Raw genomic sequence first — 20,590 nt, 5'->3', positions numbered from 1 at the left:
CCGTGGTGATCATGGCTGTGACTATACAAACCTCGCGCCTGTTGAAAAGTCCATAAAGTGAGTATTTGGCACAAAGCGAGGCAAAGGGCTGGTCACGCAGGGCGGGCGGCCTATCCTGACCTTCATGGAAAATGCATTGATCATTGGTGCCTCTGGCGGCATCGGCGCGGCTGTGGCGCAGGAGTTACACCGACGCGGCGTGGCGGTGACTGGCCTGTCGCGCCGCGAGGACGGGTTTGATGTGACTGATCCGGCCTCGGTCGATCAGCATCTCGCGGCTCTGGACGGGCCGTTCGATCTGATCTTTGTGGCGGTGGGTATTCTGGCACCTGAAGGTGCCGGGCCGGAGAAATCGCTGTCGGCGATTGAGGCCGCCAATATGGCGCAGGTCATGGCGGTGAATGCCATCGGGCCTGCGCTGATCCTGCGCCATGTGCCAAGGTTGCTGGCCAAGGATCGCCCGGCGGTCGTCGCGACCTTATCGGCGCGCGTGGGCTCGATTGGGGATAACAATATCGGCGGCTGGCATTCCTATCGCGCCTCTAAAGCTGCGTTGAACCAGATCATCCGGGGGGCCGCGATTGAACTGGGGCGCAGCCATAAACAGGCCGCTTGTGTGGCTTTGCATCCCGGCACGGTGGAGACGCCTTTTACCGCCGAATACGCCGGGCGGCACAAGACGATGTCCGCCGCGGAAGCGGCTTCGCATCTGCTCGATGTCATTGCCGGGCTGACAGCTGCGCAAAATGGGCATTTCTATGATTTCGCTGGAAAAGAGGTGGCTTGGTGAGGTTGGTTCTGGTTCTGGGTGATCAGTTGTCACCCAATCTCTCGGCGCTGCGCAAATGCGACAAGGCCAGCGATGTCGTGGTCATGGCAGAGGTCGGGGATGAGGCGTCCTATGTCCCGCACCACCCCAAGAAGATCGCCTTTACCTTTGCCGCGATGCGCAAATTCGCGGAGAGCCTGCGCAATGATGGCTGGCGGGTTGCCTATACCAAGCTGGATGACCCCGACAACGCCGGATCAATCACCGGCGAACTGATCCGGCGCGCCAGCGAATATGATGCCGCTGGCGTCGTCTATACTGAACCCGGCGAATGGCGGTTGATCGAGGCCTTGGGGGACATGCCACTGAAATCCCACAGTCTACCCGATGATCGTTTTCTGGCCTCGCATCAGGAATTTGATGGCTGGGCGAAGGATCGCAAACAATTGCGGATGGAATATTTCTACCGCGATATGCGCCGCAAGACCGGCTTGCTGATGGATGGTGATCAGCCCGAAGGTGGGAAATGGAACTACGATCACGACAACCGCAAACCGGCCCCTGACAGTGTGGATTACGCGGGGCCGATGCAATTCACCCCTGATGAGGTGGTGGAAGAGGTCCTGACCCTCGTCGCCAGCCGTTTTGACAATAATTTCGGCGATCTGCACCCCTTCTGGTTTGCCACCGATACCGCTCAAGCCCGCAGCCATCTGGCGCATTGGATTAAGGGTGGTCTGCCGAAGTTTGGCGATTTTCAGGATGCGATGCTGAATGACAATCGCTATCTCTATCATTCAGTCGTCGGGCTTTACCTCAATGCCGGGCTGCTGGACCCGCTGGAGGTCTGTCAGGCGGCCGAGGCCGCCTATCGCGACGGCCATGCGCCCTTGAATGCGGTGGAAGGGTTCATCCGCCAGATCATCGGCTGGCGCGAATATGTGCGCGGTATCTATTTCCGCGAAGGTCCCGACTATGTCACCCGCAACGCGCTGGGCCATAACCGCAAGCTGCCCGGCATGTATTGGGGCGCGGAAACCAAGATGAACTGCATCGCCAAGGCGGTGGACCAGACCAAGACCGAAGGCTATGCGCATCACATCCAGCGCCTGATGGTCACCGGCAATTTCGCGCTGCTGGCCGGGATTGATCCGGCCGAAGTGCATGAATGGTATCTGGCAGTTTACGTCGATGCCTATGAATGGGTCGAGGCGCCGAATGTGATCGGGATGAGCCTGTTTGCCGATGACGGGATCATCGCATCGAAACCCTATATCTCATCTGGTAACTACATCCATAAAATGTCGGATTATTGCGGGTCTTGCGCATATCGCGTGCAGGACAAGACCGGGCCGGATGCCTGCCCGTTCAACCTGCTTTACTGGCATTTCCTTGACCGGCACCGCGACCGGTTCAAGGGCAATCCCCGCATGGGCAATATGTATGCGGTCTGGGACAAGATGGAGGCATCCCGCCGCGATCAGGTGCTGTCAGAGGCCGCGGATTTTCTGGCGCGGATGGAAGACGGGCAGGCAGTTTAATCCGCCGCTTCGCCAGCGGCGGGCGTGACAAAGGCCCCGTCTGACCACATGCCGGTGCTTTCCTCGCCGCTGGCATAGCGCATCGTGCCTTCGCCGTCACGACGGCCACGGCTGAAATTGCCTTCATAGACATCGCCATTGGCATAGGTCGCGATGCCATAGCCGCTGATTTCCCCATCAAGCCAGCCGCCGATATAGCTGAACCCATCGGGCAGGGTGATTTCGCCCTGACCGGACCGTTGGCCGTTGAGGAATTCGCCGGCATAGACCGTGCCATCGGCATAGGTGGCGGTGCCATTCCCGTTGCGCTGCCCTTCGGCCCATTCGCCTTCATAGACATAGCCATCGGCATAGGTCATCTTGCCTTGGCCGTGGTTCTGCGCGTTTACGAATTCACCTTCATAGACCAGCCCATTGGCGTAGGTCGCGACACCTGTGCCGCTGATCACACCGGCGACCCAGTCACCTTCATAGGTGGACCCATCAGGATAGGTGATCTTGCCTTTGCCATCGGCCAGATCATTGGCAAAGCTGCCGACATAGACCGACCCATCGGGATAGGTCACCTCGCCCATGCCGGAAATCTGGCCACCGGCCCAAGCGCCGGTATAGACATAGCCATCGACGCCGCGGAATGTGCCCATGCCTTCGCGGCGGTCAGCGACAAAGCTGCCTTCATAGATATCGCCATTGCCATAGGTAACCCGGCCTTCGCCTTCGCGGCGGCCCGCGACCAGATTGCCTTCATAGACATCGCCATTGGGTTGGGTCAGCGTGCCGGTGCCATGGATCTGACCGTCAATCCATGACCCGCTGTAGATCAGCCCATCGGCCATCGTCAGCGTGCCGGTGCCATCGCGTTCACCCGCGCGCAGGCTGCCTTCATAGACAGCGCCGTCAGGATAGGTGATCGTGCCTTGCCCTTCTTTCACCCCATTGACCCATGCGCCAGCGTAGCGATAGCCCTCCGGGCTGGTCATCGTGCCGGTGCCGTGATGGGCGGCATTGCGGAATTCACCTTCGTAAACCACACCATTGGCATAGGTCGCGATGCCTGATCCGGTGATATTGCCATCCAGCCAGTCACCTTCATAAGTGCCGCCATCGGCAAAGGTGATCTTGCCCTGACCTTCGGGCTTGCCTGCGACAAAGCTGCCTTCATAGACCGACCCATTGGGAAACCGCGCCACACCTTGTCCGCGGATTTCGCCATCGACCCAATCGCCGGTATATTCATAGCCATTAGGCAAACTGTAGGTGCCGGTGCCATCCTGTTTGCCATCGACAAAGGTGCCCTCGTAAACGCCGCCGTCATCATATTGCTTGGTCTCGACCGTCTGCGCCTGCAGGCCGGTCGTCATCAGGGCGATGGCAATGGCCAAGCCATGTGATGGTCTGAGCGTTTTCATTCCGGTCTCCGATCCAGTTTCGCCGCCAGCTTAAGAGAGAGGGCCAGTGCTGACAACGCAAAGAAAGGGCAGGGCGGCGAAACTCTGCAAGGTGCTTTCCCCTGACGGTCTTTCTGCTACATCAGGGCCAGCAGCATAGGACCAGAATGATGACGCGCAGATTTCGCCTGACGATGGCACAGATGAACCCGACCGTCGGCGATCTGGCGGGCAATGCGGCGCTGGCGCGGCAGGCGTGGCAAGCGGGCAAAGACGCGGGCAGCGATCTGGTTATCCTGCCCGAGATGTTCCTGACCGGCTATCAGACGCAGGATCTGGTGCGTAAACCAGCCTTTGTCGCGGATGCTGCCCGCCATCTGGACGCGCTGGCGCAGGATTGCGCGGATGGTCCCGCCCTTGGCATCGGCCTGCCGATGTTTGACGAAGGCAGGCTCTATAATTGCTATGTCTATCTGGCGGGTGGCAAGATCACCGCGCGGTTCCGCAAACATTTCCTGCCCAATTTTAATGTTTTTGACGAGGTACGGCTGTTCAAAAGCGCCGATATTTCCGGCCCGGTTACTTTTGGCGACAGCCCCCGCATCGGCACCCCGATTTGCGAGGATGCCTGGTATCCTGATGTCTGCGAAACCATGGTCGAAAGCGGGGCGGAGATTTTGGTCGTCCCCAATGGCTCACCTTATTTCCGCGACAAATATGCAATCCGGTTGCAGACGATGATCGCCCGCGTGGTCGAAAATGACGTGCCTTTGGTCTATCTGAACATGACTGGCGGTCAGGATGACCAGATGTTCGACGGCGGGTCTTTTGTGCTGAACCGGGGTGGCCGTTTGGCGGTGCAATCGCCCGTGTTTGACGATGCCATCGCGCATGTGGATTTTGAAGATACCGGCGATGGCTGGGTGGCACTTGACGGCGTAAAGGCGCTGCTGCCGGGGAGCATCGAACAGGATTACCGCGCGATGGTGAATGCTTTGCGCGATTACATGCGCAAGACCGGTTTCAAAAGGGTGCTGCTGGGCCTGTCGGGCGGTATCGATTCCGCGATTGTCGCCGCGATCGCCGTTGATGCGCTGGGCGCTGCGAATGTGCGTTGCGTGATGCTGCCGTCGGAATACACTTCGCAGGCATCACTGGACGATGCGGCGGCGGCGGCGCAGGCCTTGGGCTGTCGCTATGACACCGTCAGTATCGCCGGGCCGCGCGCGGCAGTGACGGATGCGCTGGCGCCTTTGTTCGGCGATCTGCCCGCTGATCTGACCGAAGAGAATATCCAGTCCCGCATCCGTGGCCTGTTGCTGATGGCGCAATCGAACAAATTCGGGGAAATGCTGCTGACCACCGGCAATAAATCCGAGGTCGCAGTGGGCTATGCCACGATCTATGGCGATATGGCGGGTGGCTATAACCCGATCAAGGATATGTATAAAACCCGCGTCTTCGCGACCTGCCGCTGGCGCAATGAAAACCACCGCGACTGGATGCAGGGGCCGGCGGATGAGGTGATTCCGACCGCGATTATCGACAAACCGCCGTCCGCTGAATTGCGCCCCGATCAAAAGGACGAAGACAGCCTGCCGCCCTATGACGTGCTGGATGGTATCCTGACGATGCTGGTGGATGATGACGCGTCAGTCGCGGAATGTGTCGCCGCAGGCTATGACCGCGAGACGGTAAAAAAGATCGAACATCTGGTCTATATCAGCGAATATAAACGCTTTCAGTCTGCCCCCGGCCCGCGTTTGTCGGATCGCGCCTTCTGGCTGGACCGGCGTTACCCGATCGTCAACCGCTGGCGCGACCCGAGCTGATCAGATCAGCTGATAGCTATGCGGGACAAAGTGGAACCCGTCATCGCGGGTTTCGACAAAGCCCAGACCGGGGAAAGGCATGTGATAGCCGATCAACGGAATGCGGTCCGTCGCGGCCATGTCCAGCACCCTACGGCGTGTCGCGGCGGCGGCTTCCTTGTCCATGTCGAACAGCACTTCCCAATCGGGGTAGGCCAGCGACCAGACATAATGGTTGGCGGTATCGACCATCAGCAGCAACTGCCGGTCACCGCTGTCCAGCATATAGCCCATATGACCGGGCGTATGACCGAATGCCGCCATCGCCGTTACACCACCGCGCACGGCATCGCCATCGCCGAGGAAGGTGAATTTTTCCGCCAGCGGCCGCACCTTGGCCTCGAATCCTTCGTTTTCGGCGGCGGCCCAGTGGTCGAATTCCGCCTGACCCGTGACATAGGCGGCATTGGCGAAAGTTTCCGCACCGGATTCGTCAGTCAGGCCGCCGATATGGTCGCCGTGCATATGGGTGATGACAACATGGGTGATCTCATCCGGCGTATGCCCGGCAGCGGCCAGCGCGGCGGTGATCCCGGCGGCATCATTGCCGGTATCAAACAGGATCAGCTCCGACCCGGTGTTCAGCAGGGTCGGTGTAAAAAAGAATTGCGCCGCATCGGTGGGGATGAAGTTTTCGGCGCTGACCTCGGCAAAGGTGTCAGCATCGACATTCATGCCGAAAATCTCTTGCGGGTTTTCGACCCGGCGCGAGCTTGACAGCAAGGTCGTGACCTGAAATTCGCCCAGCGTGAAATGGCGATGGGTGGGCAGGGTGGATGTCGGTGCAGCGGCTTGCGCCTGCAGCAGCGACGGGGCGCCTGCGGCCAAGGGCAGTGCGGCCCCGGACAAAAGCGCCTGACGGCGGGAAATCAGCATGACGATATCCTTTCTGGTTAAAGTGCCGCAAAGTTAGCTCGGCCTGCATCATCGCCAACCCACGCTTTTGTGAACAAAGCCCGGCGCATGGACAAAATGCCCCCGGCATGACAAAGCGGGACCGAACAGGAGATCACCCTATGACCACGACAAGATTCGCCCCATCGCCCACCGGTTATCTGCATATCGGCAACCTGCGTGCCGCGCTGTTCAACTATGCGATTGCCCGGCAGAATGGTGGCACTTTCGTGCTGCGGATCGACGATACCGATCCCGAACGGTCCAAGGATGAATATATCGAAGGGATCAAAGCTGATCTGACATGGTTGGGCCTGACCTGGGACCGGATGGAATATCAATCCCGCCGTCTTGACCGCTATGCCGCAGCCAAGCAGCGGCTGATCGAGATGGGGCGTTTGTATGAATGCTTTGAGACGCCGGTAGAGCTGGATCTGAAGCGGAAAAAGCAGCTCAATATGGGCAAACCGCCGGTCTATGACCGCGCGGCGCTGGATCTGACCGAGGCGCAAAAAGACGCCTATCGCGCCGAAGGGCGTCAGGGGCATTGGCGTTTCAAGCTAGATCTGGAACGGATCGAATGGCCTGACGGGATTATCGGTGACATTTCCATTGACGCCGCCTCGGTCAGCGATCCGATCCTGATCAAGGGTGACGGGCAGATCCTGTATACTTTCGCATCGCCTGTGGACGACGTCGAAATGGGCATCACCGATATCGTGCGCGGGTCTGATCACGTGACCAATACCGCGACCCAGATCCAGATCATTCAGGCGCTGGGCGGGACTGTCCCGCGTTTCGCGCATCATTCACTGTTGACCGGGCCGAATGGCGAGGCTTTGTCGAAACGCCTTGGCACCTTGTCCCTGCGCGATCTGCGCGCCAAAGGTGTCGCGCCGCAGGCGATCCTGTCGCTGATGGCGCGGCTGGGCTCCGCCGATCCGGTGGAACTGCGCGCCAATGTGGCCGAGGTTGTGGCGGGTTTCGATCTGTCGAAATTCGGCTCTGCGCCAACGAAATTCGATGCTGACGATCTTGATCCGCTGACCGCCCGCTATCTGGCGAGCCTGAGCGCGACTGACGTGGCCGATGTCCTGACATCGGCGGGTGTGCCGACGCCGCTTGCTGCGCCGTTTTGGCATCTGGTGCGCGACAATATCACCAAGCTTGATGATGTCGCAGGCTGGTGGGCGATGTTCCGCGACGGGGCGACACCATTGATCGCGGATGAGGATCGTGACTTCATTGCGCAGGCTCTCACTCTGCTGGGCGAGCCACCCTATGCAGCGGACACATGGTCCAACTGGACCAATGCGGTGAAAGAGGCGACAGGCCGCAAAGGCAAAACCCTGTTCATGCCGTTGCGCAAGGCGGTCACCGGATTGGAACGCGGGCCAGAAATGGCTGATGTCATGCCCTTGCTACAGGTCAAACCACGCGCGCAATAGAGGTCTTGGACAGCAGGAAAACGAGAAAGTTGCCAATTGGCAATTTGCTATTATGTTTTTTTATCAATGTGTTAGTCCGTATCCTGATGATGTGGATCAGGCCGCGCTCAACCGAATTTACCCCGCATCTCAATGGTGCTGTTCAAGGATAAGTTGCCTTGTCATGCGGCGGCAGCCGATTGTGGCAAAGGCTATATTTCGTCTTGCATCATCCGTTCTACATAATGATCCACCAGCGCCGTTTCTGACGAGGAGAGGCGCTGGTGACGTGGGTATTGCGGATCGGCGCGGTCGTCACGAATGCTGCGCCAACCCGCTGTGGTGGCAAAGAAATCTGTCACACCGGCCTCACCATAGACCTGCAAAAAACCCTGCACCACGACATCCAGATAGCTGCGCAGGATCGGGGCATCTGCCCGGTCCTTGGCCTGGACATGCGGGCTGACCTGATAGACCGCGACATCCCGCGCGGTCCCGCCCTGCAGGACGGTGACGGGATAACGATCATAGGCCGCCTCGCGCAGGTCAAGGGCGGCCCAATCCGCGCCCGGCACCTGCGCGATGATCCCGTCAATCACCGACGTCGGGACCGGTTCTACCGATAGAAATGCTGCATTCCGCAAGCCCGTCGTGACCCAGACCCGCCGCCAACCGGCCAGCCGCGCAGGCAAGGCATTCGTATTGTTATGGGTCGCCAGATTGACCAAAGAGCCATAGCCGAAAAATGCCGGATCGCTCATTCGCGCGCCCGCAAGACTTGCGCGGGTTTTGCCGCCAATGGACGCAGGGCAAAGCCCAGACCTGCCAGCAGCGAGGCCATGATACCGCCACCGATGATCAGCAAAGCATTGCCCCAGATTACGGTATAGCCGGTATCCATGATAAAGGTGGAGACGGCCCAACCGCCCAAGATGCCTGCACCCAACGCAACAATCCCCGCCGCCAGCCCTAGCAGGGCAGAGCGCAGCGCGAAACTGGCGAGGATCGACCGCCGCGATGCGCCCAGCGTTTTCAGCACGGCGGCCTCGTAAGTCCGCGTCCGCTCTCCCGCCGCTGCGGCACCGATCAGCACAAGGAACCCTGTGACCAGCGTGATCAGCGCGCCATAGCGGGTCGCGGCGGAAATCCCGCCGACCAGATCAATCACCTGATCAATCGCATCACGCACCCGGATCGCGGTGATATTGGGATAGGCTGTCGCGAGGTCCCGCAGGATTGCCGCCTCTGCCTCTGGCGTGGCATAGACGGTGGAAATCCAGCTATGCGGCGCGCCTTCCAGCGCGCTTTGGTTCATCGCCAGCACAAAACCGATACCTGCATCTTCCCAGCTGACATTGCGGAAACTGGTGACTTCGCCGGTAATATCGCGGCCAAGGATATTCACAGTCAGCATATCGCCCAATTGCAAGCCGATCTCGGCCCCTTCTTCGGCGGCAAAGCTGATCTGCGGCGGGCCATCGTAGTCGTCTGGCCACCATGCGCCTTCGGTGATGTCGGTGCCGGTTGGCTGCGCCCCGGCATAGGTCACGCCGCGATCACCGCGCACGACCCAATGGCCATCTGCCACCTCGGTCGCGGGCTGGCCGTTGATTTGGGTGATGATCCCGCGCAGCATTGGCGCAGAATCGTAACGGCTGACAGCCGTGTCCTGATCCAGCCTCGTGCGGAAACCGTCGATTTGATCGGGCTGGATATCGACAAAGAAGTAACTCGGCGCGACGGCGGGCAGATCATCGGCGAAAGCATTGCGCAGATTGCCGTCGATCTGGCCCACGGCGGCCAGCACGGTCAGTCCAAGACCCAGCGAGAGGACGACCGACGTTGCCTCGCCGCCGCGCGCGCCGATGGACCCCAGCGCCATGCGCAAGGCGGTATTGCCCCGCGCGGTATTGCGCAAACGCCGCGCGATCCAGCGGATCACCAAGGCCGCAAGGATCAGGATCGCCAGCGACCCGGTGATCCCGCCTGCGGTCCAGAGCGTCAGGAGCAAGGTGCCGGAGAACCAGACAGCCGCCCCGATCAGCAGGGCCACCAGCCCCGCGATCACCAGCAGATAAGGCCAGCCGGGCAGGCTCCGCGATGCAGCGAAAGCATCGCGGAACAAGGTCGCGGCGCGGATATCCTCGGTCTTGGCGAGGGGCCAGAGGGTGAAGATCAGCGCGGCCAGAATGCCGTAAACTGCAGCCTCGATCAGAGGGCCGGGGTAGATGGTGAAAACAGCGGGCACCGGCAATCGCGCCTCGATCAGCGGCGCGAAGAGGACGGGCAGGGCTGCGCCCAGCAACAGGCCGAGTGCCACACCGGCCAAGGTCAGCACACCGATCTGGATGAAATAGGTCAGGAAGATAATGGTCCGCGTCGCCCCAAGGGTCTTGAGCGTGGCAATCACACTGGTCTTGCCCGCCAGATAGGCGCGTACGGCGGAAGAGACGCCGATACCGCCCACGGCCAGACCTGACAGCCCGACAAGGATCAGAAAGGACCCGATCTGGTCGACGAATTGTTCCGCACCACCGGCGCCGCGCCTGCTGTCGCGCCAGCGCAGCCCGGCATCGCGGAACTGGCTTTCGGCCTGTTGTTCCAAGGCGGCGAGGTCCGCGCCTTCGGGCAGATCCAGCCGGTATTGTGTGGAAAACAGCGTGCCTTCAACGATCAGGCCGGAACCTGCCAGACTTTCGGTCAGCACGATTGTCCGTGGCCCAAGGCCGAAACCGGCGGCGGCATTATCCGGGAACCGTTCCAGAATGGCGCGCAGGGTGAAATCGGCATCGCCTAAACGAAAGCTGTCACCGGGGACCAGCCCCAGACGGTCCGCCAGCACCCGTTCCATGACGCCGCCCTGATTTGCCAATGCCTGATCCAGCGGCATCGCGGGGTCCAGTTGCACCTGCCCGATCAGCGGATAGGCATCATCCACCGCGCGGATCTGGGTCAGGCCGCGCTCTGTCATGCCATCACGGTCAACCACCGCCATAGAGCGGAAATCGACGGTTTCAGAAATATCGTCGGAAATGCTTTCCAGCCATGCCAGTTCTTCATCGCGGGCAAAGCGATAGGTGAATTCCACCTCGGCATCGCCACCGAGCAAGGCAGCGCCGTCGCGGGTCAACCCGGCCTCGATCCCTGCGCGCACGGTGCCGACAGCGGCAATGGCGGCGACACCCAGCGCGAGGCAGGCCAGAAACACGCGAAAACCGCGCAGACCGCCGCGTAATTCGCGCAACGCAAATCGGGATGCGATGCGCAGGCTCATTCCGCAGCCTTTGCCAAAGTTTCGATCCTGCCATCGCGCAGATGCACAGTGCGGTCACAACGCGCGGCTAGTTCGGCCGCATGGGTCACCATGATCAGCGTCGCGCCATGCCGGTCGCGCAGATCGAACAGCATGTCGATGATCGCCGCGCCATTGGTCGCGTCCAGATTGCCGGTTGGTTCATCCGCGAGCAGGATCTGCGGGCGCGGGGCAGAGGCGCGGGCGAGCGCCACACGCTGCTGCTCGCCACCCGACATCTGGCTGGGGTAATGGTTTATCCGATCACCCAGACCCACGGCGCGCAATTCCGCCTCAGCCCGGGTAAACGCATCGCGGTGACCGGCGAGTTCCAGCGGCGTTGCGACGTTTTCCAGCGCGGTCATTGTCGGGATCAGGTGGAAAGATTGAAACACCACCCCCATATGATCCCTACGAAAGCGCGCAAGCTGGTCTTCGTTCATCGCTGTCAGATCCTGGCCAAGAGCCATGATCCGCCCCGATGTTGCCTGTTCCAGCCCGCCCATCAACATCAGGAGAGATGATTTGCCCGATCCACTCGGCCCGACCAGACCCAGCGTTTCGCCTTTCGCAACAGTCAGCGAAATGTCATGCAGAATATCCACCCTGCCTGCATTGCCATCCAAGGATAAATTGGCGTCGGTGATCGTCAGAACAGGGTCGGTCATGCATGCAGCCTTTGGTCGCGGGGTCAGGTCTGGATATGGGGCATTGCGCGGGATGCGCAACCTGAGCGGGGCGGTTTTGCTGACCATGACAGCCGCACATGCCGAAACTGTGACGATTGCCGCTTTGGGTGACAGTCTGACAGCGGGTTACGGGTTGGATCAGGCGCAGGGGTTTGTGCCGCAACTGGAAACATGGATGCGGGATCAGGGCGCGGATGTCACAATCGTGAATGCGGGTGTGTCGGGCGATACCACAGCCGGCGGGTTGTCGCGGGTCGATTGGACCCTGACGCCGGATGTCGATGCGATGATCGTGGCCTTGGGCGGCAATGATTATCTGCGCGGGCTTGATCCGGCGGTCAGTCGCGCCAATCTGGATGCGATTTTGGCGGCGGGGCAAGAGGCAGGTGTCGATATGCTGCTAGTCGGGCTGGCGGTCGGGACGAATTACGGCCCTGAATATAAACGTGATTTCGAAGGTATGTATGTCGATCTGGCGGCGGAATATGGCATTCCGCTTTATCCCGATATGTTCGCCGCTTTGCGCGCTGAAGGCGAAACCCAAAGTGCGATGCGCCAGTTCATGCAGGCGGATGGCATTCATCCCAGCGCCGAAGGGGTGCAGATGATCGTGGCCGCGATCGGGCCGATGGTCCTGGATGTGATCGTCGGCGTCACGCAATAGGGCCACCGGCTGGGATCAGCCGGAAGCCTGATCATTGCCTGCTTGGCCGGGATTAGTCGGCCAGTGTCAGGTTCACAGCGCTTTCGCGCCCATCACGGCTGTTTTCGATGTCGAAATTGACCTTCTGGTTGTCCTTCAACCCGGTCAGGCCGGAGCGTTCGACTGCCGAGATATGCACGAACACATCCTTTGCGCCGCCATCGGGCGCGATAAAGCCGTAACCTTTAGTGGTGTTGAACCATTTGACAGTGCCTGAAGCCATGTCCTTGTCTTTCCTATCTTTTCCGCTCGCTTTATGCAGCGGACCGGCTCGGTCAAAGTAAGATCGAATGACTGGGCCGAAAGGAGACAGTGGTCGATTTATTGCCGTCGCATCGTGATGTTGCCACGATTCGCTATAAAATCAATGAATTTTCCGAACAGGGTGCTGTATCCGGCAGGACAGCGCGCATAAAAAAACGGCGCGCAGGATATGCGCGCCGTTCTTTCGAATACTATCGCTTATGCGAGTGCGAGATTGATCGCAGATTCGCGGCCATCACGGCCGGATTCGATGTCGAAAGTGACCTTCTGGTCATCTTTCAGGCCAGTCAGGCCGGAACGCTCAACAGCGGAGATGTGGACGAAAACGTCCTTGGATCCACCTTCGGGAGCGATAAAGCCGAAGCCTTTAGTTGCGTTGAACCACTTTACGGTGCCATTGGCCATCGTATTTTTCCTTCATAGTGCTGCCCACGAGATTGCGGCAGCTTGGCTTAGTCAGAACTTGATCGAGGGACTGTAGCCGAAAGGAGAACAGTGGGTCGAAAAGAATAACGTTTGCCGGACCAACATGACGGAAAGCCTGTCACAAATCAAGCAAAACTTTAGAACCCTGCGGTCGGTGCCTTCTGCAACGCACCGACCGGCAGGTGAAACGGCCCGTTTCAGCGGACGAATTTCTTGTGTTTCATCCGCTTGGGTTCCAGCGCGTCGGCACCCAGGCGGGACTTTTTGTCTTCTTCATAATCGGTGAAACCACCTTGAAACCACTCTACGTGCGCGTCGCCTTCGAAGGCAAGGATATGCGTGCAGATGCGGTCAAGGAAGAAACGGTCGTGCGAGATCACCACGGCGCAGCCAGCGAAATCGACCAAGGCATCTTCCAGCGCGCGCAGCGTTTCAACGTCCAGATCGTTGGTCGGCTCATCGAGGAGTAGCACATTACCGCCTGATTTCAACAGCTTGGCCATATGCACTCGGTTGCGCTCACCGCCTGACAGCAGGCCGACCTTTTTTTGTTGATCGCCACCTTTGAAGTTGAAGGCCGAACAATAGGCGCGGCTGTTCATCTGCGCATCGCCCAGCATGATGATTTCCGCACCGCCAGTAATCTCTTCCCAGACGGTTGCATCGGGGTTCAGCGCGTCGCGGGACTGGTCGACATAGGACAGTTTGACGGTATCGCCGTATTCGACGGTGCCTTCATCCGGCTGGGCCTGTCCGGTCAGCATCGAAAACAGCGTCGATTTACCGGCACCGTTCGGCCCGATCACGCCGACGATCCCGCCGGGCGGCAGATCAAAGCTGAGGTTTTCGACCAGCAGCTTATCGCCCATCGCCTTTTTGAGATTCGCCACCTCGATCACTTTGTTGCCCAGACGCGGACCGTTCGGGATGATGATCTGCGCCCGGCCCATCTTTTCACGCTCAGACTGGTTGGCCAGATCGTTATAGGCGCTGATCCGTGCCTTGGATTTCGCCTGCCGGGCCTTGGCGCCTTGCCGCATCCATTCGAGTTCGCGTTCCAATGTGCGTTGCTTGGATTTGTCATCCTTGGCTTCGCGTTCAAGCCGTTTGGCCTTGGCCTCCAGCCAGCTGGAATAATTGCCTTCATGCGGGATGCCGGAGCCACGGTCGAGTTCCAGAATCCAGCTGGTAATCGCATCGAGGAAATAGCGGTCGTGGGTGACGATCAGGATCGTGCCTTTGTAATCGATCAGATGCTGTTGCAGCCAGGCGATGGTTTCGGCGTCCAAATGGTTGGTCGGCTCGTCCAGCAGCAGCATGTCGGGCGCTTCGAGCAGCAGCTTGCACAAGGCAACGCGGCGCTTTTCACCGCCAGACAGGGTGGTCACATCGGCATCGTCCGGGGGGCAGCGCAACGCCTCCATGCTGATGTCGATCTGCGCGTCCAGATCCCACAGGTTCTGCGCGTCGATTTCATCCTGAAGGGCGGCCATTTCATCGGCGGTTTCTTCGGAGTAATTCATCGCCACTTCGTTATAGCGGTCGAGAATGGCCTTTTTACCCGCCACACCCAGCATGACGTTTTCACGCACTGTCAGGGCAGGGTCGAGTTCGGGTTCCTGCGGCAGGTAGCCGACGCGCGCGCCCTCAGCGGCCCAAGCCTCGCCCGCGAAATCCTTGTCCTGACCGGCCATGATCCGCATCAGGGTGGATTTACCGGTGCCGTTCACACCGACGACGCCGATTTTCACGCCGGGCAGGAAATTCAGGCGGATGTTCTCGAACACCTTTTTGCCGCCGGGATAGGTCTTGGACACGCCGTCCATGAAATAGACGAATTGATAGGCTGCCATTGGGCTGCTCCGCTTTGTCAGGTCTGGATTGAACACGTCGATATCGGAACGACGCGCCGGGGGCAATCGGTCTTGCTGATCAGTATACGCGGGGCGACCAGAAGAAAAAATCGCTGAATCACGGCGACCTGTGACGCGATCAGGCCGTTTTTCGCCATGATTCTCATCGGATTTCCTGAAAATCAAACAAGGATCAGTTTTTGTGATGCATAATCGCAAAATCCCTTATGGTTGCAAGGATGCAGGCAACAGAACCTGCAAGTGCGGACGACCGTGCATTCCGATCCGGTTCAATAACAAACGGGGAAACAAACATGGAAAAGACTACCTTTATCGTCGGCCTTGACGGGTCAGAGGCGGGGGCGCGTGCGTTAGCCTTTGCCAAGGACCGCGCCAAGGCCGATGGCGATTGCGCCATCATCATATGTTACGTCATCGAATGGTCGCCCTTCGCCTTTCAGACCGCCGAGGAAAACGCCAAGCGGCACCAGCGCCGTGAAGCGGAAATCGCGATGGCGCGGGAACGTGTCCTTGACCCGTCACTGACCATGACAAAGGCAGAAGGTTTCGACATCGAAGGCGTGGTGCGCCACGGCGATGCAGCCGAGATTCTGGACAGTCTGGCCCGTGAAAAGGCCGCCAAGCAGATCATCATTGGCCGGGTCGGCGCGCGGGGCTTGAAGGCGCGCATCTTCGGCGGCGTCGCTGGCCGATTGGCTGCCGCGTCCTCTGTGCCTGTCACGATCATTCCATGAGGGGAAACATCATGTCGAAAGTCAATTACATCGTGGCGGCGCTGATCGCCTTTTTCCTGCCTGCAATGGCCACTGCGCAAGAGGCTGTCGGTCTGGACCAGCGGATCAACACGATCTTTGCCGATTATACCGGTTGGTATGTGTCATTTATTTTTGCGCCGTTTCCAGGAACGGATTTTTCATGGATCGCCCTGTGGTTGGTGGTCGGCGCGCTGGTCTTTACAATTTACTTCGGTGCGATCCAGTTCAGCGGATTTGTCCATTCGATCAAGCTTGTGAAAGGTGATTATTCAGACCCGAATGACGCGGGGGAGGTCAGCCATTTTCAGGCGCTGGCAACAGCCTTGTCCGGCACGGTCGGTCTTGGCAATATCGCAGGCGTCGCGGTCGCTGTCAGCATCGGCGGGGCAGGGGCGACGTTCTGGATGATTGTCGCGGGCCTGTTTGGCATGGCAACGAAGTTCACCGAATGCACCTTGGGTGTGAAATACCGCAATGAATATCCTGACGGTTCTGTCTCCGGCGGGCCGATGTATTACATGGTCAAAGGGTTCAAGGAACGGGGCCTGCCTTTGGGTGGGGCCATGGCGGTGGTGTTTTCGATCTTCACCATTCTGGGCGCTTTGGGCGGCGGTAATATGTTTCAGGCCAATCAGGCTCATGCGCAGATTGCAAATGTCGTCGGGGATTATCCGGGCTGGATTACCGGCGTGGTGCTTGCGCTGCTGACCTTTGCGGTGATCGCAGGCGGACTGCAATCCATCGCGCGCGTGACCAGTAAAATCGTGCCGTTTATGGGCATTTTCTACGTCTTAGTGTCGATCATGATCCTGTTGATCAACTATGATCAGATCATGTGGGCTTTTGGACAGATATTTGTCGGGGCCTTTACCGGGCTTGGCATTGTCGGCGGCTTTACCGGCGCTTTGATCCAAGGCTTCCGGCGCGCGGCGTTTTCGAACGAGGCGGGGATCGGTTCTGCTGCTATCGCCCACTCTGCTGTGCGCACGAAGGAGCCTGTCAGCGAAGGCTATGTCGCCTTGCTGGAACCTTTCATCGACACGGTCGTGATCTGTACCATGACCGCATTGGTGATCGTGATCAGCGGCGTGCTGGCGCAGGACCCTGAAACCGGGCTGTATATCTGGAACGCCGAATTGGGCCAGATCACGACGGCAGGCGATGTCAGCGGTGTGGCCCTGACCTCGGCAGCCTATGCCACGGCGTTTTCGTGGTTCCCGATCCTGTTGATGGTGGCTGTGGTGCTGTTCGCCTTTTCCACCATGATCAGTTGGTCTTACTACGGGCTGAAGGCCTGGACCTATCTGTTCGGCGAAGGTGCGATGAAAGAGCTGATCTTCAAGATCATCTTCTGTGTGTTCATCGTGATCGGTTCGGCGGCCAGCCTTGGGCCGGTGATCGACTTTTCGGATGCGATGCTGTTCTCGATGGCGATTGTGAATATCATCGCGCTCTATTTCCTGATGCCGATCGTGAAGCGTGAGTTGCACAGCTATCGCACCCGTCTGCGGTCTGGCGCGATCATCAAGACCAAGATCTAAAACAAGAAAGGCCCCGCAGATTGCGGGGCCTTTCCATCATGTCAGATCGTTTATTGCGGAATGTCGCCCACAATACCTTCGACGAAGAAGTTCATGCCAAGCAATGTGGCGTCGTCGGCGACCTCGCCGTCTTCCAGCCAGACCGTCCCGTCCTGATAATTGATCGGCCCGGTGAAGGGATGGTATTCGCCAGCATCAATCGCCGCGATCATCTCTTCGGCAGAGGCTTTCACCTCGGCAGGCACCGCATCGGTGATCTCACCGATGCCGACCATGCCCTCGGGGATGCCGTGCCAGACATCGCTGGTTTCCCAAGTCCCGTCGATCACAGCCTGCGTGCGTTCGATGTAGTAAGGTGCCCAATTGTCGATGATCGAGGAGACACGCGGGAAGGGCGCGAATTCTGCCATATCCGATGCCTGACCAAAGGTCACAACATCGCCGGCCGCCTGTGCTGCCGCTTGCGGTGCGGTGGAATCAGTATGTTGCAGGATCACATCTGCGCCCTGTTCGATCAGGACAGAGGCGGCTTCAGCCTCTTTCGCGGGATCGAACCATGTATAGGCCCAGACGATGCGGAATTCGACATCGGGGTTCACCGCGCGCGCGTGAAGGAAGGCAGAGTTGATGCCTTGGACCACTTCGGGGATCGGGTAGGAGCCGATATAGCCGATGATATTGCTCTCGGTCATCTGGCCCGCGATATGACCTTGGATGGCGCGCCCTTCATAGAAACGCGCATTATAGACCGACACGTTTTCAGCGGTCTTATAGCCGGTCGCATGTTCGAATTTCACATTGGGGAACCGTTCGGCGACATTGACCGTCGCATCCATGAAGCCAAAGGATGTGGTAAAGATCAGATCAGCGCCTTGCAGCGCCATGGATGTGATGGCGCGTTCGGCATCGGGGCCTTCCGGCACGCTTTCGACATAGACAGTTTCGACGGCATCGCCGAAATGCTCTTCGACTGCTTGGCGCGCCTGATCATGTTCGTAAGTCCAGCCGCCGTCGCCGACGGGGCCAACATAGATGAAACCGACCGTCGTCGGGTCGTCCTGCGCAAAAGCGCCGGTGGCCAGCGCCACAGCGATGCCGGTGCCTGCAAGTAATGTTTTGAGTGTCATAATAATCCCCTTGGTGGTCGATAAGCCTTAACGTGAGGCGTGGAACGATTGGGCAAGTGACCCCGGTGCCCGTCCGGATCGCATCATAACCAGAACCACAATGGTTGCCAGATAAGGTGCCATGGAAAGATAAGCGACGGGCAGAGCAGACCCTGCCGCTTGTAGATTAAGCTGCAAGACGGTCACACCGCCAAACAAATAAGCACCCAGCAAAAGCCGCCATGGCCGCCAGCTGGCAAAAACCACGATGGCGAGCGCGATCCAGCCCGCGCCCGCGGTCACGCCTTCGGTCCATTGCGGCACGCGCACAAGGCTCAGATACGCACCGCCAAGCCCCGCACAGGCGCCGCCGAACATGATCGCGAGCAGTCTGACACGGATCACATGATAGCCCAAAGCATGGGCCGCATCATGGTTTTCGCCGACTGCGCGCAGGATCAGCCCGGCGCGGCTATATTTCAGAAACCACCAGGTGCCCGCGATAATGGCGATACCGAGATAGACAATCGGGTCATGGTTGAACAGCACTGGCCCGATGAAAGGCAGATCGCTCAGCCCCGGCACCGGCCATTTCGGGATCACGGGTGCCTTGATCCCGATATAGCCTTGGCCCAAGAGCGCGGCGAGGCCGATCCCGAACAGGGTCAGCGCCAGCCCGGTCGCGACCTGGTTGGACAGCAGAACCTGCGTCAAGATGCCAAAGATCAACGCCAGCAAAGCCCCGCCAAGGGCCGCGCCCGCAAAGCCCAGCATCGGCGATCCGGCATTGATCGTCACGATAAACCCGCAGACAGCGCCGGTGATCATCATGCCTTCGACACCAAGGTTGAGCACGCCCGCACGCTCGACCACCAATTCACCAATCGCCGCCAGCAGGATCGGCGTCGCCGCCACCATCAAGGAGGCGAGCAGCAGGATCGGATTGATTGCCGACAGATCCATCACGCCACCCCTCTGGCCGTCAGTCTGACGCGGTAATGCGTCAGCACATCCACCGCCAGCAGAAAGAACAACAGCATGCCTTGCAGCACCTGAATTGCCGCCGCAGGCAGGCGCAGGTTCGATTGCGCAATCTCGCCGCCGATATAGGTCAGCGCCATCAGCCCAGCTGCCAAGACAATGCCTACCGGATGCAAGCGACCGAGGAAGGCGACGATGATCGCGGTAAACCCATAGCCTGCGTTGAAATCAATGCTGATCAACCCCGATGGCCCCGCCACCTCAAACAGTCCCGCCAGCCCGGCCAGCCCCCCCGAAACCCCCATGCAGATCAGCACGAGTAGGCCGGGGTTCACCCCGGCAAATCTTGCCGCCCGCGGGCTTTGCCCCGACAACCGCACCTGAAATCCGAAAATATGCCGCGACAGGGTGATATAGGCAAAAATTACCGCAATCAGCGCAAAGACGACGCCCCAATGCAGCCCCGCGCTTTCATTGATCCAGCTTGTGGCGGATGGATAACGTGCAAGATTGCGGCTGCCGGGGAAACCCATCGCTTCGGGGTTGCGCAAAGCGCCCAAAGCCATCGAGGCAAGCAGGTTCTGCGCGACATAGACCAGCATCAGCGAGACCAGAATTTCATTGGTCCCGAATTTCACCCGCAACACACCGGGGATCATCGCCCAGGCCCAGCCACCCAAAGCGCCGGCTAAGATCATCAAAGGCAAGATGAAAACGGATTCCGTGGGATAAAACGCCAGCCCGACCGCCGCGCCGCAGATCGCGCCGAGGATATATTGCCCCTCTGCCCCGATATTCCACACGCCCGCGCGGAAGCCGAAGGAAAGACCGATGGCAATCAGCACCAGTGGCGCGCCTTTGATCAGCAGTTGCGGGCGGTAATACCAGGCAAATTCCGAAAACAGCGGGTCCCAGAAAATCGTGCGGATCGTCACGAAAGGATCATTGCCCAGCGCCGCGAACAGCAACCCGCCACAGACCATGGTCAGCAGCACCGCCAGCACGGGGGCCGCATAAGTCCAGAACCGCGAAGGTGCCGTGCGTTTCTCAAGCCGGATCATGCGACCCC

General features: G+C 59.3%; 18 protein-coding genes. 7 read left to right on the top strand and 11 right to left on the bottom strand.

Annotation, left to right across the window (positions count from 1 at the left end; all coding sequences use genetic code 11):
- Positions 1–124: 124 nt before the first annotated feature.
- The gene (locus tag VOY09_RS10110) at positions 125–790 is read left to right on the top strand and encodes an SDR family NAD(P)-dependent oxidoreductase (RefSeq protein WP_322894888.1); all 666 of its coding nucleotides are present in this window, start codon (positions 125–127) and stop codon (positions 788–790) included.
- A complete protein-coding gene (locus tag VOY09_RS10105; protein WP_322894887.1) occupies positions 787–2,310 on the top strand; it encodes a cryptochrome/photolyase family protein in 1,524 nt (507 codons plus the stop codon). The genes VOY09_RS10110 and VOY09_RS10105 overlap by 4 nt, the downstream gene beginning before the upstream one ends.
- On the opposite strand, the gene VOY09_RS10100 is transcribed toward VOY09_RS10105, so the two are convergent.
- Positions 2,307–3,719 (bottom strand): MORN repeat-containing protein, encoded by a 1,413-nt coding sequence (locus VOY09_RS10100; RefSeq protein ID WP_416236759.1) that lies wholly within the window; start codon positions 3,717–3,719, stop codon positions 2,307–2,309. The two genes, VOY09_RS10105 and VOY09_RS10100, sit on opposite strands and share 4 nt — an antisense overlap.
- Positions 3,720–3,868: 149 nt before the next feature.
- On the opposite strand from VOY09_RS10100, the gene VOY09_RS10095 reads away from it, so the two are divergent.
- The gene (locus VOY09_RS10095) at positions 3,869–5,530 is read left to right on the top strand and encodes an NAD+ synthase (protein ID WP_322894886.1); all 1,662 of its coding nucleotides are present in this window, start codon (positions 3,869–3,871) and stop codon (positions 5,528–5,530) included.
- On the opposite strand, the gene VOY09_RS10090 is transcribed toward VOY09_RS10095, so the two are convergent.
- On the bottom strand, positions 5,531–6,445 hold the full coding sequence (locus tag VOY09_RS10090; protein WP_322894885.1) for an MBL fold metallo-hydrolase: 915 nt from the start codon (positions 6,443–6,445) through the stop codon (positions 5,531–5,533). It abuts the gene before it with no gap.
- 140 nt (positions 6,446–6,585) lie between these two features.
- Between VOY09_RS10090 and gltX the strand changes: the two genes are divergently transcribed.
- On the top strand, positions 6,586–7,911 hold the full coding sequence (gltX, locus tag VOY09_RS10085) for a glutamate--tRNA ligase (protein WP_322894884.1): 1,326 nt from the start codon (positions 6,586–6,588) through the stop codon (positions 7,909–7,911).
- A gap of 191 nt (positions 7,912–8,102) precedes the next feature.
- Here gltX and VOY09_RS10080 read toward each other — a convergent pair whose 3' ends face one another.
- Genes VOY09_RS10080 through VOY09_RS10070 form a run of 3 tightly spaced genes read right to left on the bottom strand, consistent with a single transcriptional unit; the run spans position 8,103 to position 11,850 of the window.
- Positions 8,103–8,651, bottom strand: a complete 549-nt coding sequence (locus VOY09_RS10080; RefSeq protein ID WP_322894882.1) for a gamma-glutamylcyclotransferase family protein — start codon at positions 8,649–8,651, stop codon at positions 8,103–8,105.
- On the bottom strand, positions 8,648–11,164 hold the full coding sequence (locus tag VOY09_RS10075) for an ABC transporter permease (RefSeq protein WP_322894880.1): 2,517 nt from the start codon (positions 11,162–11,164) through the stop codon (positions 8,648–8,650). Before VOY09_RS10075 ends, VOY09_RS10080 begins: the two co-directional genes overlap by 4 nt.
- Positions 11,161–11,850 (bottom strand): ABC transporter ATP-binding protein, encoded by a 690-nt coding sequence (locus VOY09_RS10070; RefSeq protein WP_322894878.1) that lies wholly within the window; start codon positions 11,848–11,850, stop codon positions 11,161–11,163. Before VOY09_RS10070 ends, VOY09_RS10075 begins: the two co-directional genes overlap by 4 nt.
- Here VOY09_RS10070 and VOY09_RS10065 point away from each other — a divergent pair.
- Entirely contained in the window at positions 11,849–12,535 is a 687-nt protein-coding gene (locus VOY09_RS10065; protein ID WP_322894876.1) for an arylesterase, read from the top strand. The genes VOY09_RS10070 and VOY09_RS10065 overlap by 2 nt on opposite strands.
- Before the next feature lie 52 nt (positions 12,536–12,587).
- Here VOY09_RS10065 and VOY09_RS10060 read toward each other — a convergent pair whose 3' ends face one another.
- The 3 genes from VOY09_RS10060 to ettA form a co-directional block, all read right to left on the bottom strand.
- A complete protein-coding gene (locus VOY09_RS10060) occupies positions 12,588–12,797 on the bottom strand; it encodes a cold-shock protein (RefSeq protein WP_322894875.1) in 210 nt (69 codons plus the stop codon).
- Between the two features lie 239 nt (positions 12,798–13,036).
- Positions 13,037–13,243, bottom strand: a complete 207-nt coding sequence (locus VOY09_RS10055; protein ID WP_007205742.1) for a cold-shock protein — start codon at positions 13,241–13,243, stop codon at positions 13,037–13,039.
- 218 nt (positions 13,244–13,461) lie between these two features.
- The gene (ettA, locus tag VOY09_RS10050) at positions 13,462–15,117 is read right to left on the bottom strand and encodes an energy-dependent translational throttle protein EttA (protein ID WP_322894873.1); all 1,656 of its coding nucleotides are present in this window, start codon (positions 15,115–15,117) and stop codon (positions 13,462–13,464) included.
- 314 nt (positions 15,118–15,431) lie between these two features.
- On the opposite strand from ettA, the gene VOY09_RS10045 reads away from it, so the two are divergent.
- Positions 15,432–15,872: a universal stress protein gene (locus VOY09_RS10045; protein WP_322894872.1), complete on the top strand. Its 441-nt coding sequence runs from the start codon at positions 15,432–15,434 to the stop codon at positions 15,870–15,872.
- Entirely contained in the window at positions 15,869–17,434 is a 1,566-nt protein-coding gene (locus VOY09_RS10040; RefSeq protein ID WP_322894871.1) for an alanine/glycine:cation symporter family protein, read from the top strand. The genes VOY09_RS10045 and VOY09_RS10040 overlap by 4 nt, the downstream gene beginning before the upstream one ends.
- A 50-nt stretch (positions 17,435–17,484) precedes the next feature.
- Here VOY09_RS10040 and VOY09_RS10035 read toward each other — a convergent pair whose 3' ends face one another.
- From VOY09_RS10035 to VOY09_RS10025, 3 genes are read right to left on the bottom strand one after another with little or no spacing between them, the layout of a single operon-like run.
- A complete protein-coding gene (locus VOY09_RS10035; RefSeq protein ID WP_322894870.1) occupies positions 17,485–18,561 on the bottom strand; it encodes a BMP family ABC transporter substrate-binding protein in 1,077 nt (358 codons plus the stop codon).
- Positions 18,562–18,588: 27 nt separating this feature from the next.
- Complete coding sequence (locus tag VOY09_RS10030) at positions 18,589–19,503, bottom strand: ABC transporter permease (protein WP_322894869.1); 915 nt, start codon at positions 19,501–19,503, stop codon at positions 18,589–18,591.
- Positions 19,503–20,582, bottom strand: coding sequence for an ABC transporter permease (locus VOY09_RS10025; RefSeq protein ID WP_322894868.1), 1,080 nt, complete (start codon positions 20,580–20,582; stop codon positions 19,503–19,505). The genes VOY09_RS10030 and VOY09_RS10025 overlap by 1 nt, the downstream gene beginning before the upstream one ends.
- Positions 20,583–20,590: the final 8 nt, after the last annotated feature.

The sequence above is a fragment of the Yoonia sp. 67-2 genome, assembly GCF_035117555.1.
Taxonomy (GTDB): Bacteria; Pseudomonadota; Alphaproteobacteria; order Rhodobacterales; family Rhodobacteraceae; genus Yoonia.
Note: the sequence above shows the minus strand (reverse complement) of the source record. Positions and strands in the feature narration are given on the sequence as shown.

Coding starts and splice junctions, on each gene's coding strand:
- ettA (WP_322894873.1), bottom strand. CDS start 15,117: ATGGCAGCCTATCAATTCGTCTATTTCATGGACGGCGTGTCCAAGACC.
- VOY09_RS10055 (WP_007205742.1), bottom strand. CDS start 13,243: ATGGCCAATGGCACCGTAAAGTGGTTCAACGCAACTAAAGGCTTCGGC.
- VOY09_RS10035 (WP_322894870.1), bottom strand. CDS start 18,561: ATGACACTCAAAACATTACTTGCAGGCACCGGCATCGCTGTGGCGCTG.
- VOY09_RS10070 (WP_322894878.1), bottom strand. CDS start 11,850: ATGACCGACCCTGTTCTGACGATCACCGACGCCAATTTATCCTTGGAT.
- VOY09_RS10025 (WP_322894868.1), bottom strand. CDS start 20,582: ATGATCCGGCTTGAGAAACGCACGGCACCTTCGCGGTTCTGGACTTAT.
- VOY09_RS10045 (WP_322894872.1), top strand. CDS start 15,432: ATGGAAAAGACTACCTTTATCGTCGGCCTTGACGGGTCAGAGGCGGGG.
- VOY09_RS10030 (WP_322894869.1), bottom strand. CDS start 19,503: ATGGATCTGTCGGCAATCAATCCGATCCTGCTGCTCGCCTCCTTGATG.
- VOY09_RS10040 (WP_322894871.1), top strand. CDS start 15,869: ATGAGGGGAAACATCATGTCGAAAGTCAATTACATCGTGGCGGCGCTG.
- VOY09_RS10110 (WP_322894888.1), top strand. CDS start 125: ATGGAAAATGCATTGATCATTGGTGCCTCTGGCGGCATCGGCGCGGCT.
- VOY09_RS10065 (WP_322894876.1), top strand. CDS start 11,849: ATGCATGCAGCCTTTGGTCGCGGGGTCAGGTCTGGATATGGGGCATTG.
- VOY09_RS10100 (WP_416236759.1), bottom strand. CDS start 3,719: ATGAAAACGCTCAGACCATCACATGGCTTGGCCATTGCCATCGCCCTG.
- VOY09_RS10075 (WP_322894880.1), bottom strand. CDS start 11,164: ATGAGCCTGCGCATCGCATCCCGATTTGCGTTGCGCGAATTACGCGGC.
- VOY09_RS10080 (WP_322894882.1), bottom strand. CDS start 8,651: ATGAGCGATCCGGCATTTTTCGGCTATGGCTCTTTGGTCAATCTGGCG.
- VOY09_RS10090 (WP_322894885.1), bottom strand. CDS start 6,445: ATGCTGATTTCCCGCCGTCAGGCGCTTTTGTCCGGGGCCGCACTGCCC.
- gltX (WP_322894884.1), top strand. CDS start 6,586: ATGACCACGACAAGATTCGCCCCATCGCCCACCGGTTATCTGCATATC.
- VOY09_RS10060 (WP_322894875.1), bottom strand. CDS start 12,797: ATGGCTTCAGGCACTGTCAAATGGTTCAACACCACTAAAGGTTACGGC.
- VOY09_RS10095 (WP_322894886.1), top strand. CDS start 3,869: ATGACGCGCAGATTTCGCCTGACGATGGCACAGATGAACCCGACCGTC.